Source organism: Nostoc sp. UHCC 0252 (assembly GCF_034931145.1).
GTDB lineage: Bacteria > Cyanobacteriota > Cyanobacteriia > Cyanobacteriales > Nostocaceae > Nostoc.
In genome coordinates this window covers 22,197-40,195 of sequence record NZ_JAYGHE010000032.1, presented here as the reverse complement: position 1 = coordinate 40,195, position 17,999 = coordinate 22,197, and the positions used below count along the sequence as shown (strand labels likewise).

At 40.2% G+C, this 17,999-nt stretch carries 16 protein-coding genes; 2 read left to right on the top strand and 14 right to left on the bottom strand.

Translation table 11 applies throughout. The features are described 5' to 3' along the window. Window positions 1–146 precede the first annotated feature (146 nt). The 8 genes from gshB to VB732_RS18475 form a co-directional block, all read right to left on the bottom strand. Window positions 147–1,124 carry a glutathione synthase gene (gshB, locus tag VB732_RS18510; RefSeq protein WP_323232369.1) on the bottom strand — a complete coding sequence of 326 codons (978 nt, stop codon included), beginning with the start codon at window positions 1,122–1,124 and terminating at the stop codon, window positions 147–149. A gap of 196 nt (window positions 1,125–1,320) precedes the next feature. Further along, window positions 1,321–1,584, bottom strand: a complete 264-nt coding sequence (gene grxC, locus VB732_RS18505) for a glutaredoxin 3 (RefSeq protein ID WP_114086110.1) — start codon at window positions 1,582–1,584, stop codon at window positions 1,321–1,323. Window positions 1,585–2,099: 515 nt separating this feature from the next. After that, a complete protein-coding gene (locus tag VB732_RS18500; RefSeq protein WP_323232368.1) occupies window positions 2,100–3,014 on the bottom strand; it encodes a PEP-CTERM sorting domain-containing protein in 915 nt (304 codons plus the stop codon). A 440-nt stretch (window positions 3,015–3,454) separates the two neighbouring features. Beyond that, window positions 3,455–4,339, bottom strand: a complete 885-nt coding sequence (locus VB732_RS18495; RefSeq protein ID WP_323232367.1) for a 2OG-Fe(II) oxygenase — start codon at window positions 4,337–4,339, stop codon at window positions 3,455–3,457. Window positions 4,340–4,613: 274 nt separating this feature from the next. Then, window positions 4,614–6,359 (bottom strand): GTPase HflX, encoded by a 1,746-nt coding sequence (gene hflX, locus VB732_RS18490; protein ID WP_323232401.1) that lies wholly within the window; start codon window positions 6,357–6,359, stop codon window positions 4,614–4,616. A gap of 155 nt (window positions 6,360–6,514) precedes the next feature. Then, window positions 6,515–7,486, bottom strand: coding sequence for a 7,8-didemethyl-8-hydroxy-5-deazariboflavin synthase subunit CofG (gene cofG, locus VB732_RS18485; protein WP_323232366.1), 972 nt, complete (start codon window positions 7,484–7,486; stop codon window positions 6,515–6,517). 86 nt (window positions 7,487–7,572) lie between these two features. Continuing rightward, complete coding sequence (gene crtW / locus VB732_RS18480) at window positions 7,573–8,334, bottom strand: beta-carotene ketolase CrtW (protein WP_323232365.1); 762 nt, start codon at window positions 8,332–8,334, stop codon at window positions 7,573–7,575. A 318-nt stretch (window positions 8,335–8,652) separates the two neighbouring features. After that, on the bottom strand, window positions 8,653–8,844 hold the full coding sequence (locus VB732_RS18475) for a chlorophyll a/b-binding protein (RefSeq protein WP_323232364.1): 192 nt from the start codon (window positions 8,842–8,844) through the stop codon (window positions 8,653–8,655). 327 nt (window positions 8,845–9,171) lie between these two features. Here VB732_RS18475 and VB732_RS18470 point away from each other — a divergent pair, with 327 nt between their 5' ends. Beyond that, window positions 9,172–9,990 (top strand): SDR family oxidoreductase, encoded by an 819-nt coding sequence (locus tag VB732_RS18470; protein ID WP_323232362.1) that lies wholly within the window; start codon window positions 9,172–9,174, stop codon window positions 9,988–9,990. 9 nt (window positions 9,991–9,999) lie between these two features. Here the strand turns inward: VB732_RS18470 and VB732_RS18465 are convergent, their stop codons facing one another. From VB732_RS18465 to VB732_RS18440, 6 genes are all read right to left on the bottom strand, one after another. After that, on the bottom strand, window positions 10,000–10,461 hold the full coding sequence (locus VB732_RS18465) for an SRPBCC family protein (RefSeq protein WP_323232360.1): 462 nt from the start codon (window positions 10,459–10,461) through the stop codon (window positions 10,000–10,002). Window positions 10,462–10,480: 19 nt separating this feature from the next. Then, window positions 10,481–10,669, bottom strand: a complete 189-nt coding sequence (locus tag VB732_RS18460; protein WP_012411100.1) for a CPXCG motif-containing cysteine-rich protein — start codon at window positions 10,667–10,669, stop codon at window positions 10,481–10,483. 82 nt (window positions 10,670–10,751) lie between these two features. Further along, window positions 10,752–12,407, bottom strand: a complete 1,656-nt coding sequence (locus tag VB732_RS18455) for a radical SAM protein (protein ID WP_323232359.1) — start codon at window positions 12,405–12,407, stop codon at window positions 10,752–10,754. Window positions 12,408–12,552: 145 nt separating this feature from the next. Next, a complete protein-coding gene (locus VB732_RS18450) occupies window positions 12,553–12,807 on the bottom strand; it encodes a SemiSWEET transporter (protein WP_323232358.1) in 255 nt (84 codons plus the stop codon). A gap of 177 nt (window positions 12,808–12,984) precedes the next feature. Further along, a complete protein-coding gene (locus VB732_RS18445) occupies window positions 12,985–13,902 on the bottom strand; it encodes a hypothetical protein (RefSeq protein WP_323232357.1) in 918 nt (305 codons plus the stop codon). Between the two features lie 42 nt (window positions 13,903–13,944). Then, window positions 13,945–15,795, bottom strand: coding sequence for a hypothetical protein (locus tag VB732_RS18440; RefSeq protein ID WP_323232356.1), 1,851 nt, complete (start codon window positions 15,793–15,795; stop codon window positions 13,945–13,947). 276 nt (window positions 15,796–16,071) lie between these two features. Between VB732_RS18440 and VB732_RS18435 the strand changes: the two genes are divergently transcribed. Continuing rightward, complete coding sequence (locus tag VB732_RS18435) at window positions 16,072–17,892, top strand: tetratricopeptide repeat protein (protein WP_323232355.1); 1,821 nt, start codon at window positions 16,072–16,074, stop codon at window positions 17,890–17,892. Window positions 17,893–17,999: the final 107 nt, after the last annotated feature.

Sequence of the window (17,999 nt, the reverse complement as noted above, 5' to 3'; positions counted from 1 at the left end):
ATATAAAATCTGTTAGTTTCAGGGTTTTACCAAAAGCAGGGATAAGCAATCTGTTGCCATCCCTAATTTTGCTAATTGGTAAAAAACTCATCAACGCTTAAAGGAATTGTGTTTTCTGGTAAATAAAACACCAAGTAAACAATAATTTACATTTGTTTTTTAGTTAATGACTGTTCAATCCATTGAATAATCTGATGACCAAGATTAGTACCATCTAGGCGATCAATCTCACGAATTCCTGTAGGACTAGTGACGTTAACTTCAGTTAGGTAGCCACCAATAACATCTATACCCACAAAAATTAAACCGTCTTGACGCAAGTGTTCGGCTACTTGGGTACAAATTTCATTTTCTCTTGGAGTAATTTCGGTTTGAGCGACTGTACCGCCAGTGGCCATATTATTGCGAAAATCAGTTCCGCTAGAGAGGCGATTGAGCGCACCAATCGGTTTGCCATTAAGCAGGATAATTCGTTTATCTCCTGCTTTCGCCTCCGGTAGATAGGTTTGTACCATTACTGGCACTCGACCTTGGAGGGTACTGAGTTCGACAATGGAGTTAAAATTGCGATCGCTTGATTGCAAAAATAAAATTCCTTCCCCAGCTTTGTTACCTAGTGGTTTGAGAACTGCTGCCCCCTTTGCTTTGACAAATTGCCGAATAAACTCTTTATCAGCACTGACAATTGTTTCTGGAATCGCCTTGGTAAACTGGAGGGCATACATTTTTTCATTTGCCCCTCGGATGCCGCTAGGACTGTTAATCAGCAGAGTTTTATTTTGGTCAATGTAATCCAGAATGTAAGTGGCATAGAGGTAGGAATCATTCACAGGTGGATCTGTCCGCATAAATACGGCATCCATTGTCTCTAAAGAAGTTAAGGAAGAATCACTCAACTTATACCAAGGACTTGCCGCTACCCAGCGTCCCTCCACCAACCGCACTGGTACAAGTTCGACTCGCTGTAGGACAGCCCAAGCTTTGCCCTCCACTACACTCAGCAGATTTGCTTGAGTCACCCAAATTTCGTGTCCCAGGATTTGCGCTGCTTCGATCAGGGCAATGCTGGTATCATGACACGGGTCAAGCAGATGGATGGGATCAATGATAAAAGCCAGTTTCACCCTTTATACCTCAATCACCAAGAAATTAAATGGTTATTCAATTATTATCTCTTGATGCTCTCACCAATTGACGTACATCTGTACTGCTGAGTAGAAACTGGAGGGTAAAGTCTTGTGGACAGATACTTTTACGAGAAAAAAGTTCGTAAACAGAGTTGTAGTCGCTTGTTGCTAGCGATCGCAATATCTTCTAAGTTTACACGGAAGTTAGTAGCTCATCCAGCTTGCCTTGACTATCTAAAGCGTGGATGTCATCACAACCACCAATATGGTCATCATTAATGAAAATTTGCGGTAAAGAGCGCCGTCCATTTGCTCTTTGAGCCATTTTATTTCTAGCTGCCTCATCTCCGTCAATGCTGTATTCTGTAAATTCAACACCCTTACTCTTCAGCAAACTTTTGGCACGAATGCAAAACGGGCAAGTCCTCCAAGTGTAAATTTCTACTTTTGCAGCCATGATGTCCTCAACTTGATTTAATACTTTTTAATTTTAGAGCTTTGCCATTGACTGTGGCTGGTTTATTTTTTCATAACCTAATCTACAGAAGCCTCTGATGTAAGTAGGTAAAAATAAATCAAATTAGTGTTAAGTAATGTAAAAATATTGATATTAGTTTGTAATGTACCCCTTTGGGAAAGCAAGGTACGCATAGCGTCTACAAACCTTGAATTATTTACGCAGCTTATTTATACTCCAAGGTTAAGCTAGCCAAATATGTAGATTATTTTATTTTGCATCTGAGCTAACAAGCTAATAATATTTCAGTTTAAATGCTAGCAATAGCAGGAATTATATTTAGATTGTTTCTGTCGCTCAAATTTTTTTGCTACTAAGCGCCAGTTAAAAAGCAGGAATTATTGGGGTGAGTTCTAGTTTAGCGTTTCTTACCCTAACAAAAATGGGTTTAGAAGAGCATAAGCATTTCTAAACCCATATTTAAGCTCCCTCTTACTAAAACTCAGCAGTGTGGTTTAATTTTGAGGAATATTTTTTTTGTTTTTCTTCTTGAGTCCGAAAATGCCCAAGGCAAATAATCCTAATGCTGCGGTTGTACTGGGTTCAGGTACTTTTGTCGGTTGAGGTGCAGGTGCAGGAGGTTGATAGTAAGGCGGTACTGACGGTGCAGGGGCAGGCGCTGGAGCAGGTGCTGGCGTTGGAGCAGGTGCTGGCGTTGGAGCAGGTGCTGGTGCGGGAGCAGGTGCTGGTGCTGGAGTTGGCGCTGGTGCTGGTGTTGGTGATATGCCTGCAAGTTTGCTACTTCCCTCACGCCTAGAACCTGGAAGTCCTACACTCATTACACGCAAGCCAAAGTCTTGATTTAAAAATTGATCGAGATTTAAGGCTGCTGTACTGTGAGACAGGACAAAGGTTGCTGTTTGAAAGTCATCTTTCCCGCCCTTTAAACCTTGCACACCAATTTCTACACCGTATTCAAATTTGTGGGTATTGCCATCACCGTTCAGATTAGCTTGACCGACACTTGCAAGCTGTCCATCGGTGTTATATGCAGTGTCCGTTATGGGTACGCCTACACCTTTGACTTCGAGTCCAGATAGAAGCGAGTTATCTTTAATGTTGAAGAAGACTCCGCGTATATCGCCGATATTTTTGTAGGTTGAGTCAGTCAAAAATTCCACTTTAAACTGAACATTTCCGGCACCCGCTACAGTGTCATCTAGAGTGTATCTAACTTGCAGAGGATCGCCTGTAAAGTTAGTGGCAGTGAAACTCATAGAAGCGGCATTAGCAGGGTTGAACGAAGAGGTAGATACAGCTATACCCGCAGCCGCTATCAAAGAAGATCCTAGCCGAATAGAAAATACTCTTGCCATGATGTGATGTACTAAATAATAGTCGTTATATGCAGAAATTTTTGTTAATTTCAATTTCTATTTTCTCCTTATATCTTTTAAGTGTCTGCTGTTTTTTATAGCTTTATTGATATCTTTATTTATGGGTTTATTTCTATAAATAATTATTGAATAGATAGTATGAACACTTAGATGAACAAGTTTGTTTATCACTAAAAATATTAAATTTTTTTTTGCCATATACTGCATGTGCAACAAATACTATAAGAATAAATACCGTTTAATATTGGCTTTATAAATTGAAAAAATTTTGCACTGCAAACTAAGCCTCTTCAATGCCTATCGCATAAGAGCTTTTAAAGACTATCTGTGGACGAGACAATAAAAATGCTTTCCACAAAAAGTAGAACTAATTTAAGCAACCATAGATTTTACCAGGGGGTTAAGTCAGGTGTATTTACCTAACTCAACCCTATGGTAATTGCCGAAGGTATTGTCTAACTGCTTAAATTCGCTTATCGACGTATCCAGCCGTTGATTGTAAAACGGCTATCAGCAAAAGCTTTAGACGGACAAATCACAGGCTTCACTTCGTGCATATATCGGCTGATGAAAAATACAATACTATTGTTGCGTGGTTCAATAGTCTTAAAAGACTCTGCATTGACATAAAAGTTATTTTCAATTTTGCTGTCATAAATTAGCAATTCACCGCCAGAAAACTGCTTTGGCTCTCGATTAAAGTAATAAACGTATGTGAGTTCTCTTGTAGCCGTTTCTGGGCTGCCATTATCATTGTGAATTTTGTAATAATTACCATGATTATGTGCTGTCAGTTGACTTTCTATTTGAGATACCGAAAATGATGGTAGCCCTAATTTGCTAATTACATCAGGAATCATCTCCTGAATACGCTTGATAATCAGATCAGCAAATTCGGGAAACGAGTAGAGAACCATTGACTGGCGATAATCTTTATCTTGGGTAGAAGTATTAGCCTGCACAAAATCTGAGTTTTTGTCTAACACATATTTAATTAATCGTTCATATTCTTTCTGAGGTAAAAAGTTATCTATTTGTATATAATTAGAATTTAAAATATCATTAGATGGAAGTTGTGTATCTTCTACTTGCTGTATCCAAATAGGAGGTTCTGTTACTACACCCACAAGGCGATCGCTTGAAAAACACAAAGCAGAATGACCTTCATTTATGGGAAGTTGAAATAAAGTGTGAGAAGCAGACTCTTGTTTATAAGCACGACCCACAATTGTTGTTAACAGACTATGTAGTACAGGTGCATCTGATTTTAAATAAACAGTATATTGATGTCCTCCAGTTAAAAGAAGCTGGACTTTGACATCTTTAGACTCTCCCAACTCCTGCGAAGGTGATTGCATAAACTTTGCCTGCTATGATGTTAATAGCTGGGACACTTGTTAAAAGTCATACTGAAAGGCTAATATAGCGCTCCAATTCCAAACATATAAAATGCCCAGTAATCAATGGTTCTAGCACGTATTTTCTAATATTGTCATTCAGCAAATTCCACATAAACTGCATAAACTGCTAAAGCTTACTGAAGTAGTAATATTATTCATCTTCAAAAGTTAATGCCGTAGTCAAGACAACTACGGCATTAATAATGCTAATTCAAAAATTTATTTTCCGTATTTACCGAGAGTCAACGGCATATTCAATCAGTTGAGCAAGGCGCTGACGTAGGGTTTCTAATCCTAAGCGCTGGCTTGCTGAAATAAATACCGCTAGGGGAAATTCTTCTCTAGCTAAAGCTAGTGTCTCACTATTGGCTTGATCAATCTTGTTAAAAATAACTAGCGCCGGGCCAGGAGTTATTGGCATTTGCGCCAAGATTTCTCTGACTGAGCGAATATGACGCAACCAAGCTGGGTGAGACAAATCTACCAAATGTAGTAGGGCATCGGCTTCTGTTACTTCCTCCAAGGTGGCGCGGAAGGCATCCATTAATGATGCAGGCAGTTCGTGTATGAACCCTACCGTATCTGTAATCAGAATTTCCTGATGTTCATTTGTTTCGCCATAAGGAATCACTAGGCGGCGGGTGGTGGGATCGAGAGTAGCAAATAGTTGGTCGGCTGTATAAACTTCTGCATTTGTGAGAGCGTTCAACAGGGTAGACTTCCCAGCGTTAGTATATCCAACCAAAGCCACTGAGGGAACTTCTCGATGCTGCCGTCGTTGCCGTAAGCGCGAACGATGGGCTTGCAACTGAGTTACTTCTTTTTGCAGTCGAGAAATACGCTGCCCAATGGCACGGCGTTCGGTTTCCAGTTTTGTTTCACCAGGGCCACGAGTCCCTATACCACCACCCAATCGGGACATGGTGCGACCTCTACCAGCTAGTCGCGGTTGCATATATTCTAGCTGTGCTAGTTCTACTTGCAACTTACCGGCACGGGATTGAGCGCGTTGAGCAAAGATATCCAAAATTACTTCGGTGCGGTCAACTACCCGGATACCAATTTGCAATTCTAAGTTGCGGACTTGGGAGGGTGAGAGGTCGCGGTCGAAGACAACGAGGTTGACTCCTAGTGTTTGGGCAGTTAGGGCAATTTCTTGCACCTTACCTTCACCAACTACTGTTTGGGGATGAACGCGCGATCGCTTTTGTTGTATTGTCTGTAATACATCTCCCCCAGCAGTATCAACTAAACGTGCCAGTTCTAATAGGGTATCTTGGAATTGCAGAGGAGTTGTCTCACTGGTCATCAGCCCCACAATTAGGACGCGATCGTGGTCAGCATCTACTTCCTGGGCGATAAATTCGCGCTGGAATTCTGCTTCCAGATTTTCCACCAAGTCTACTAAATCCTGATCTCCCAGATCATCCAAATCCATCGGTGGCGATATATTCCAACTTGGGGTTTGAATTTTGCTTTCTTCTACTTTGAAAGCAGCAGGACTAGTAATTAGGGTACGAGACTCTTGGGGTATTAGATGAGCTAGATAAGCTTCTTTGACATATCCAGTCGCACCGCCTCCCCGCCGTGTAAATCCCGTTCCGGTAATGTTTAGGACAACTAGGGCATCTAGGCGTTGCAGGGCCATAGCGGTGAGTGCCGCTTCATTTGGCGGTTCTGGCTTCAGATGGGTGGCAATACAACGAATACCACTGAGTCGTTCTGCACCGTAACGGGGCAATTCCATCGGTGGTATTTGCGTTTGTCGTGGTGTACCCACCCCGACACGAATCACTTGTCCGCGACGGTTGATATAGGCGCACACCGGCTGATTCACTTCTGTGCTAATTGCTGCCAGACGCTGGGAAAACTCAGGCGTGGTGATGCGATCGCTTGGTATACGCTGGTGATACAGCCGCTGTAGTTGTTTCAGCTGGCTGGACTTTAAACCTTGGAGATTTCCGTAGATAGTTTCTATAGGCGTTTATGACCAGTTAATGGCCCCCCAAATCCTTATATATCTATTTTACAACAGGGCTTAGGCTGCTATCTATATCTTCTGAGGGATGCATTGGGAATTTATCGCCCATAGTCTTGATTTGAAACTATTTAGCTGGTATGAGCCTAGCAATGTTAAACCAATAACATAGCATTCCGCGATCGCTTCACTGCTGTTTGTAATTCTTCAGACAACCAGCTATCAAATTGTGGATAAACTGGCGATCGCGCCACCAATTTCCACCCCGCAGGCTGTAAAATTTCTCTTAATGCCTGTTCCTGAACATGGGGATAATCAGGATTCACTTCATCTTTTGGGCCAATTCCACCCAAGTCTCTAGCACCAGCTTCGATACAAGCGAGTAACCATCGGTCATCTTTAACTAAATTCGGCGGAATTTGAATAGTAATATCTGGCGGTAAAATCTCACGCGCCTTAAAAATGACTTCTGGTAACTGATGAGGGTCAAAAGGTGGCGCATCAAAGGTTTGCTGATGTCCTGGACTATGAGGTTGCAGGATGACTTCTTGAATGTGGTGATAACGTTGATGCAATTTAGATATAGCTTCCAAGGTTTCCCACCAATCATTTACAGTTTCCCCAATTCCCAACAGTAACCCAGTTGTAAAGGGAATTTGCAACTCTCCCGCCCATTGCAATTGTTGTAAACGAACTTCAGGTAATTTACTCGGTGCGTGGCGATGTACAGTATTTAACAAAATTGGCGTTAACTGTTCCAACATCAGCCCCATCGAAACATTTACACCTTTGAGCTTTTGCATTTCCTCAAAACTCAGGGGGCCTGCATTGGTGTGCGGTAAAAACCCCATTGAAAGCGCTAATTCACATAAATCATAAATCCGCCCAAACCACGCCTGACGCTTTGGCGAATGGGGATGCACTTCACCGCTAAGGATGAGGATTTCACAGATTTTTTCGCTTTGAAGTGGTTTTAAAATACTTTCTGCATCTGAAATACTCATCCAGGGACTTTTACCCGGTTCGCTGCGAAAGTTGCAGTAACTACAGCGATTAAAGCACTCGTAAGTAGGAACGATTGTATAAGCAGGGCTATAGGTGACAAGACGAGAATTATTAATTGACATAAGAGGATAATCTAAAAGAATGCCTTACTCAAACTATATAGATTACCGTGTGACTCTTGTTGCCATGATAATTAGATAAACAATAACTATTTTGCTTTGGAAATTTCTGGTAATTGCCACCAAGAAATATGGGGATATTCGTGATGTTCTTCGTGGTAGCCAAAATGATAGCACGTGATAAATGACCACCAAATAGGACGGCTAATTGTTCGGGCACGATGAGGCTGAATATAACCCCCTATTGGTTCACTATGGGGTAAAAAAGTTCCGAAATAGAATAATTGTAATGAACTTAAAAGCGAGGGTAGCACCCAAAAGTAAGTTAGATTATCAGTTGGTATATGGAGTATGTATTTAGCAAAGTTATAAATAATAGTCAACGCAATTATTTGTCCCCAACTCCAGTAACCTTTCATAAAATGAAAATACCAAGCAAAGAAATTTTGGTATTTCCCATTATGAAAATCTGGGTCTAATTGACTTGCTGGATTGTGGTGGTGTAACCAATGTTTTTTCAATAATTTTTGATATGGTAAAAGACCATAAAGGGATAGGGTCAATGTTCCAATCAAATGATTAATCTTGGTATTTTGGGGAAATACTACCCCATGCATGGCATCATGAGATGTAATAAATAATCCTGTATATAAAAATGTCTGCCATAGTATAACAGGCAATAAAATCCAAAATTTTAGTTTCGAGATGTCAAGGGAAAGTAATATACTCAGGCTAATGACCCATACGCTAACAATGACAATAGCAATTAAAAGCCCTTTAAACTGAGATTTACTTCTCACTACTGGAGTCAGTTTTGTTTGATGACTGGGTGGTTGTTCTAACTGGATCACGCTTTTACTCCGCCTAGCATTCAGGTGAAAATTTCAAAAATATAGTCATGACAAAAAAAACTAACCGGAAAATCTGTTAGTGCCCAATTTTTTACACTGGACAATGCCAATGCTCAAAAATATGTATAAATATTAAGATACTTTAACTAGTATTACACAAGCAACTACTATTCTAAAAACTGTTTTTGGTTAGAAGGCTGGGTGATACAAGTAACGACACTGGGAAACTTGGTATTCAGTATAACCAGTGCCTTCTATCTGATACTTTGGATACAATTTAAGGCTGTAACAAAGATGGTCAATAATTTAGTGAGGAGTTTAGGAAACGAGGTGAAGTACGTCCCGCACTACGCTATAACCATTGAGATCCCAAAGTAGGTAAGCTAGAAAACCGATCATAGCCAAGCGACCGTTCCAAAGTTCAGACTGAGGAGTTATCCCAAGATCAGCAGCATTGCGGTCTTTGCCATTGTATGCAGTTTCAGTTTTATCGCTAGGATAAAGTGCCATTGTTAATTTTCCTTAAGAAGCTAGTTACTTTGTACATATTACTTAACTTACCCATTTAGCGCTATCTGTCTATAGTTTCAAAGTAGAAGCAACTCTAAAGAATGAGATTTTCAGGGGTTTAAGAAATATTTATCTAACAAAAGTTCAGTAATAGCTTTTACTAGCCTATAGAGCAGAGGTATTTTTACCAAACTACTGCTCATGAAAACTTTTAGTATCAATAAAAAAATATTTTGGATATGACAAAAATCTAACGAAAGTTAGAAGGTTTCTGGAATGTTATTACCCAAACTAATAAAGAGTAAATAGGTTTTTCAAACTTCAAGTATGACTCCTACAGTACTGATTACAGGTGCTTCTGAAGGCATTGGCAAAGCAACGGCTCTTTTATTTGCGCGGCAAGGATATGACTTGGTACTTGCAGCTCGTCATGCTGACGGCTTGGAAGCCTTAGCGCAAGAGGTGCAAAGCATTGGTTGTGCAGCACCATTAACGGTTACTTGCGATGTCACTGACTCATCTCAGGTAAACGCATTAGTGCAAAAGGCATTAGAAAATTATGGTTATATCGACGTACTGATAAACAACGCGGGCATTTTTGCATCGGGGCCAGTAGAGCAGTTTTCTCTCAATGATTGGCATCAAATTATAGACACTAATTTATGGGGATATATTCACACTATTAATGCCCTTCTGCCTCATTTCCTTCAGCGTCGAAGTGGAACTATAGTTAATTTAAGTTCCATCGGTGGTAAAGTACCAACTGCTTACTTGGTTCCCTACTGTACTAGTAAGTTTGGCGTGACAGGGTTGACGGAATCTCTACAAGTAGAACTACAGCCAAAAGGTATTCATGTTTGTGGGATTTATCCGAATTTAATCAAGAGTACTTTAATGGAACGGGCAGTTTTTCGAGGTAAGGATGAGCAAGATACTCAAAGTCGTCGTGGACAGCTTGAGAGTGTGCTGAAAAATCCGGTGGTGGAGAAGCCTGAAAATGTGGCAAATGCTATCTGGGATGCAGTCAAAAATAATAAGTCCGAAGTGATGGTTGGTTCAGCGAATTTCTCACAAGCTTTATACCGATTGTTTCCTGGTTTGATAAAGTGGGTTTCGCGGCAAGGGTTGAAGAATCAGGATAATTAATTTTTGCTATTAACCCAAGTTGTATTGTGACTCACATTCTCGTTTCGTTACATAGTGGCGATAGCGAAACATCGCTTCTAGTTGCACTTGCACTAACCAACCACTGACAAATTCAACTGTTCCTCCGCCAGGCATAGAGAAGGAAATAGTATCAGTTAGTCTGGTTTTGCCAGCTTCAGGTTCAAATTCATGTCGATGTACCCAAGACTCAAAAGGCCCAGATATCTGTTCGTCGGTAAACAGGCGATATTTTTCACATTCAGTATGACGCGCTAACCAAGTTAAGGGTAATGGGCCGAGAAACAGGCGAAATTCTGTGATAGCGCCTACGTTCAAACCCCCCTCACGGCGAACAACTTGAACTGGCTGCCAAGGTGGATTCAGCAGTTGCAAAATATCTGGCCTTTCGTGAAATTTCCAAACTACTTCGGGTGAGGCATTAATTACTGAAGAATGTTTAAAGTGCAGCATGGAAAGAAAAACCTAAAATTCAACTTTCGGATTCGGTATCAATCTCGATATCTAGGGTATCTTCGTCAACCCTTACATACAAAATATTTGGGTTACAACAAACTTGACAATCTTCTACATAAGATTGCTGTCCTCCAGCACTCAAATCAATAAAAGTTAAGTTCGGTTCACCGCAATAGGCGCAGTAATACTCGGCTGTGTTTTGCATCAAGTTTTGGGACTGGGTATTGGGGACTGGGTACTGGGGACTGGGTATTGGGTATTAACTTTTAATTCCTAGTCCCTAGTCCCTAGTTCCTAGTCCCCAGTACTGGCTGTAGTTCTTTGGGGGATGGGTTGATATAACTTTTAGCTTCAGCCAAATGCTTTAGTAGTGTAGACTGTGGCAGAGGCCCTTGCAAGTGGCTCCAAGGTAATACTTGTTCTGTTGACCATTCGGCGTGAACGTAGAAATCTAAGTCGGGGATTTGTCCTTTGAGTTGTTTGAAAGCACGTTTATAACTACCCAAGGAGTCGCCAAAGTCACGAGTAAGTTGGAGAAGTTGGGATAGTCTGCGATCGCCTCTCGACAACAAAGCTTGTATAATCGACCAATTATAGCTTTCTGGACGAAACTCTATTCCCTGTGGTTTTAGCTGTTTTTGCAAAAACTGCAACCGCTTTTCTGCTTGGCGATTTACCCCAAACCATTGAAATGGTGTGTGTGCTTTCGGTACAAAGGTGCTGCATCCGTATGTTAACCGCAATCCCGGCGCAGCTTTTTTGATATTACGCATCATTGTCACGGTTTGCTCTAAATCCTCTGTTTCTTCACCGGGGATTCCTGCCATTCCGTAGAGTTTCAAACTTTTTAATCCGCCAGTTTTAGCGTTTATCGCCGCTTGGATAATTTCGTCGTTATGCAGCTTTTTGTTGACGATTTGCCGGATTTTCTCAGAACCACTCTCTACAGCAATGGTAAGCGATCGCGTGTCTCGTTTCGTCAAAATTTCTGCTAATTTGACTGTTACGGTATTGGTTCGCACTGAAGCAATACTGAGACGGACATCATCGTACTTTGGCTGACTAATGTAATCCAGCAAAGTCTCAAATTCTGGGTGTTGAGTTACAGAAGCGCCTAATAATCCTAGCCGATTTGTGACTTCTAAACCTCTTTCAATGGCTGGAATTAATGAACCTTCAAGACTAGCTGTTCTAAAAGGTAACGTGAGATAACTCGCCAAACAAAAGCGGCACATTTCTGGACAACTTCTCACCACTTCCACCATGTAAATATTTTCCCAGGCGGCTTTTTCGGTGACTACAGTTGATGCCGATAGGGTATTTCCCCGATAAGTCTGCTTTTGCACCACTGCGGGAATTTCGGGAGAAATTGGTTTAATTGACTTTACTGCACCATCTATGCTGTGATATTCCACCTCATACAAACTGGGTATATAAATTCCTGGGATTTGTGCAAGTCTTTTTAGTTGAGTTTGCCTAGAAGCATTTCTCACTTCTTTGTACGCCTCAATAAAATCTCCCAGGAGGTTTTCGCCATCCCCCAGTAAAATTACATCAAAAAAATCTGCAAAAGGTTCGGGATTCGCTGTGAGAACAGGGCCACCACCAAAAATTATCGGATGAGAATCATTGCGAGAAGTTGCCAGAATGGGAATTTCTAAAGATTCCAGCAGATTTAAAATATTCACATAATCCAGTTCCCAGGAAATCGAAAATCCCATAATTTCCGGGGTTCTGGGGAGTTGTTCGTGAGTATCTGTAAACAGGCGACTCACCTGCACATCATCACGCATAGCCAAAGTTGCCCAAACTACCTGATAGCCGAGGCTAGTGATACCTACACTGTACTCATTGGGAAAGGCAAAAATGATGGGGATAGCGTTGGTATCTGGGTTAGCAGGGGTGAAAAGGAGGCGTTCAGAGGTAAATACAGATGAGGTCATGATAATTCGTAATTCGTAATTCGTAATTCGTAATTAATACAATTAGACTCAGGTTATATACAGGGAGTTTGCAATTAATTGTTTTTCTTCTTGCTATTCACAGAATATATCCTTTTACTGTCAGAGATTTTAGTTATGAGCAGGGTTATCTATATTTAATTTTAAGCCATAGAATTATCAAGTTAAATAACAATGTCACGCTATTAGCAAGAATAATTGGCAAGGCTTGTAAATAAATTCCGTAGATTAACCACAAAAAAACACCAACTATGAATGTAATTAGCGTAACGATAGAAACATCTTTCGCTGATTTGGTTTGCCACGTTTTAAACATCTGTGGCAAAAAAGAGATTGTGGTTATTGTGGCAGCCGCTAATCCTAGAATTGTCAGAAAATCCATGCGATGCAAACCTATAAAATAAAGTTTTCATTAGTTAAACAACTTATAAATTGATTTTTATAATACTGTATTAATGTCTTCGATTTTACATTGTAACGCGAGGTAGAAAGTGTAAAAAATAAAGAGGGAAAAGAGTTAAACTCTTTTCCTTAATCAATAAAAAATATCTGATTGACACTATGAAAACCTATCAATTAATTCTTCACGGGATAACTGCAAAAGTAAAGGCGTAAACTCTTCTGGTGGTAACGTCAATAAAGGTTCAATAATTGCTTGAAGCTCATTATCTATTTCAGCAAAGCGAACTTTGAGCAAGTTTTCCACCACCAAGCGTTCTCCCTGCTGAATTCCTGTTTGGAGTCCTGTTTCGAGTCCCCGTTGTTCACCTTCTTGTATCGCCTGTTCTCGGTCTTGTTGGTAAAGTGGTGCTAATCGCATAAGCAATTCCTTATCTTCCTCGTCTTGATTTTGAGTGACTTGTAAGTTTTGTTGCAAGTTGTACAGCAATTCTAACGCTGCTTTTCGGAAAGGATTATCAGGAGTAAGCGCTTCTAGTTCGTCAATTGCTTGCTTTTGAACGTTCCCTTTACCGATGATTCTCAGCCATAAGGTTTCTGAGATAGATGGCAACTGATGAATTGCTACTATCACAGTACGCAAATATTCTGGCATGAAGTAGATTCCAGGCAGGTAGTCAACTTTTGGGTTAGCACCAAATCCTGATAAGAGTTGCGCTGATGCTGTGGGGGTAAGAATCCATAATTTTGGTAAATCAGATTCTAGAATACGTGTTTTATTTCGATTGGACTGTCGTTGTAAATCGCCACGTACCTCTAATAATTTTAAGAGGCAATCGCAAATTTCTGTAGCTGATGCTGCGTTACGAAATGGTTCAAGTAGACAAGGGGTAGTGACAAGTTGATTTAATAATCCGAGTGTTTCTGGTATGTTACTTGGTTGTGGTTTGGGGATGAAATAAACGTCAATTTCTCTAACTTCTCCTGCGACTCGTCTAGCTGCTTGGACTTCGCCGTAAGGAGTCAGTAATTCTTCGAGATAGTCTTTGGCAAATTGGTCGTGAATAAATCTGGTCATGTTGGTAGTTTGATGATGCAAACCAGTTTATTTACTATTAGCTTACAGCTTTTTGAGATAAGACTTAGCCCAAGAGTAGCGTTGTGAATCTTTTTTCAGCAGATACTCTATTACTTCTCGACGCTTGTTTTCATCCTTAGCATTTTTCACTACTCGCTTGATTTCAGAATCCATATCTCTAGGATTAGCCCCACGTTTGATTGCTTCTTGAAACCAATACTCACCATCTGAATATTGATGCCGTTCAAAACAAATAGCTCCCATCAAGGTATAAGGGTGATGGCTTTTTGGTTGATGCTCAATAGCTTGACGAGCGCAATTTTCTGCTTTATCTAGTTTTTCAATATCTCGAAAGGCTCCACCTCTGCTAGTTAGTAAAGCTGACTTGAGTTTATTTTCTTTAATTTTGTCGAATTCCAAATTATTTGTCAGTTGCAATGCCTGTTTTGGTTCATATGCTTTACGCCAATGGCTACTAGCATTTGCTAAGTTCCATTTGTTGTCAGTGCGCTGAAATTCCTGCTCATAGAAATTTGCTTCAATTGTGTGGTAAGCAATCAAAATCTTACCAGAGAATAATTTAGCCCCTTCATACTGAGGCTCTTTTTGCCACCTATAATAACTATATGTTGCTTGAGGCACTTTAATTTTAGTCTCTTGAAGCCAAGCAAACTCTGTTGGTTCAAGTCGCTCTTTTAATTCAATTTTTTGCAAAATTGTGTATAAAAGACTGGTGTGTGATTTATCTTGATAGTCTAAAACATCATATTTTGTTTTCAAGGCTGTGAAATGCTTTTGTTGAGCGAGAAGAATGATGTCTTCACGTCTATTATTTTTCAGCCACTCAATTTCTGATTCATTAAGTAGTTCTCCTAAATCTATTTTATATTTTAGGGTAGAGGCGTATTTTTCATTTGCAATTTCTATAATCCCAGTCAGCTTGCGTTTTTTGAGAAAGTTAATATCCTGTTCACCTAACTGATTGGACAACTCAAGCCTTTTGAGAATTTTATACAGGTGACTCTTAGGCGTTGAATCCTGATACTCAGTTGCTTTATATTTAGCTTTCAAGGCAGCAAATTCTCGTGTTTGTTCCAATTCTTGAGCAATGGCAATTGTTTCGCTAAGTCCTTGCTGTTCTAGCCAGTTAATTTCTGACTCACTCAAATTATTTTTTGCGTCAATGTTTTGCAGTATTAGATATAGCGGACTGGATAATGATAACTCTGAGTGTGTATTCGCTTGGTATTTATTTCTTAATTCAGCAAATTTAGCTTCTTCTACTGACTCTTGCTGCTTAAAAATTTCTGCTGTTTCCAAAAGTTGGTTATTAATAAGCCAATTATATTCAGAATTACTTAAAGTTTGTGTAACCTCTAATTTTTTCAGTATTTGATATAGTTTACTATCAGGATATGAGTCTTGATATTGAGTAGCTTTGTATTTAGATTTAAGGTGAGTAAATCGTTTTACCTCTTGAGCAATTTGATTCGTATCATGTAAACCGTTTGATATGAGCCATTTAACTTCTGAATCAGTGAGTAAATTTCCTGACTCAAGTTTCAAAAAAATCAAATACAGACGGCTTGATTGCCAAGAAATGTTGTACTTTGTAGCTTTATACTTAGATTTTAATTTTGAGAATTCAAATTCTAGATTTCCGAATTCTTGGAATCTATGTTGCTGCTCTTGCTTGATAGCTTCTAAAGTCTCTTTAAGCTCAGACTCTCCCAACCAATTAAATTCTAAATCACTAAGTTCAATACCTAAATCAACTTTTCGTAAGATGAGATACAACAGACTTGCGGGTGATGAATCGTTATATTTAGTTGCTTGGTACTTGGACTTTAGGCTAGTAAAGTGTTCTAAACGATTTTGAAACTGTTTACGCATATTGCTAGTAGATGCGATCGCACGCAGATAAATGTGTTATTCGCTACTATAGCAATACCAGTAAAAAACGGCGAGTCAGACACCTACTGTCCTTGTTTGCGGTGCTTGCTGCTGTTTAAGTCGCCTGAAATATGTCGCACTGAATCTAAGCTCACAGAAAATCAGGAATTAAAATCTTAGCAAGAGGCACAATAGTAGCTGAAACGATTTTCAAAACATATCGTTAAAAATCCCGTTGCCTTTAAGCTAGGAAATGTTGAAATCTAAGAAAATTACATGAATGCTGAAGAATTTTTAAACCAAGGATTGAACTACAGTTTGCAAGGGGATTATCAAGAGAGTAATGCAGCTTACACCCAAGCAATCAAGCTCAATCCTAATTATGCCGAAGCTTACCATAATCGAGGGATTATTCTCAGTGATCAACTCAAAGATTACCGCAGTGCGATCGCAGATTTTAATCGCGCTATAGAAATTAATCCCAATTTTGCCACAGCCTACTGTCACCGAGGTAATGCACGTTACTTATTAGCCGATTACGAAGGAGCGATCGCAGATCATAACCAAGCATTAGAAATTGATCCAAATCTCGCCCAATCTTACCACAGCCGGGGTAATGCCTACTTTGCCTTAGAAAAATATGACAAAGCGATCGCTGATTATATCCAAACAATCGAAACTAGTACCCAGTTAGCTGATAATATCAATATTGATATTGCTAATGCTTATCATAATCGCGGTGTAACTTGTTTTGAAAAGGGCGATCATCAAGGAGCGATCGCAGATTTTCAACAAGCTTTACAATGGCATCCCAATTTTGCCGCAGCTTACAGCAATCGGGGTAATATTCACCATATCTTAGGAAATTTTCCCGAAGCGATCGCAGATCATGACCGAGCATTACAATTAGATCCAAACTTAGCCGAGGCTTATCATAATCGAGGTAATGCCCACTACTCTTTAGCAGATTATCAAAATGCGATCGCAGATTACAACCGCGCCCTAGAAATTAATCCCAGGTTTGCCGGAGCATATTACAATCGGGGTCTAGTTCTTGCTCATCTCAAAGAATATCACCGAGCAATTGAGGATTTTAACCAAGCGTTAAAGTTTAATCCTGATGATGTTCAAGCCTATTCTGAACGGGGTCTTGTTCGTAGTACTCTTGGAGATTATGAGGGTGCGATCGCAGATTATGACAAAGCTTTACAAGAAAATCCGACTCTAGCTTTAGTATACGGCTTTCGGGCGAACGCTCTCCGCCGACTGGGAGATTATCAAGGTGCAATTGAAGATAGCAATCGCCTATTACAACTCAATCCTAGTTTAGCTGAAGGATATTGCGATCGCGCGGCGGCTCGTCGTTCTTTAGGAGATCATAAAGGAGCAATTAAAGATTACGATCGGGCATTACAAATTAATGATAACTTAGCCGCAGCTTATTACGGTCGCGGAATTGCCCGTGAAGCCTTGCAAGATTTACAAGGAGCAATTGATGATAACACCCAAGCAATAGAGCTTGTTCCTGAGTTTTCGCAAGCGTACTGCAACCGAGGCAATGCTCGTCGTCTTTTGGGGGATGAACAAGGAGCGATCGCAGATTATAATCAAGCATTGAAAATTAACCCTGATTTAATTGAAGCATATTACAACCGAGGTTCAACCCATTATGCTTTAGAAGAATATGAAAGTGCGATCGCGGATTATACCCAAGCATTGCAAATAAATCCCCAATCTGCTGCATTTTACAGCGATCGCGCCAATGCTCGCTATGCAGTAGAAGATTATCAAGGGGCAATCGAAGATTACAGTCGGGCGATCGCCATCGACTCCAGCTTTGCCGAAGACTGGTACAATCGGGGTCGTAGCCGTTCTCTCTTGGGAGATTTACCAGGAGCGCTTGCAGACTTAAACCAAGCCTTACAACTTCAGCCTCATTGGGCTTCAGCTTACATCCTGCGAGCAGATGTCTACCAAAATTTAGGTGATTCTCAAAGAGCAATTGCAGATTTCCAGAAATCCGCAGACTTGTATTACCAAGAGGGAAATGTTCAGTATTATCAGCAAATTATGGAGCTAATTGAACAGATTCGATGAAGGGATTGGGGATTGGGAATTGGGAATAGAGAATGAGTCTTTGATACTCGCCGACGAGTCTTTGATACTCGTGAATGAGTCTTTGATACTCGCCGACGAGTCTTTGA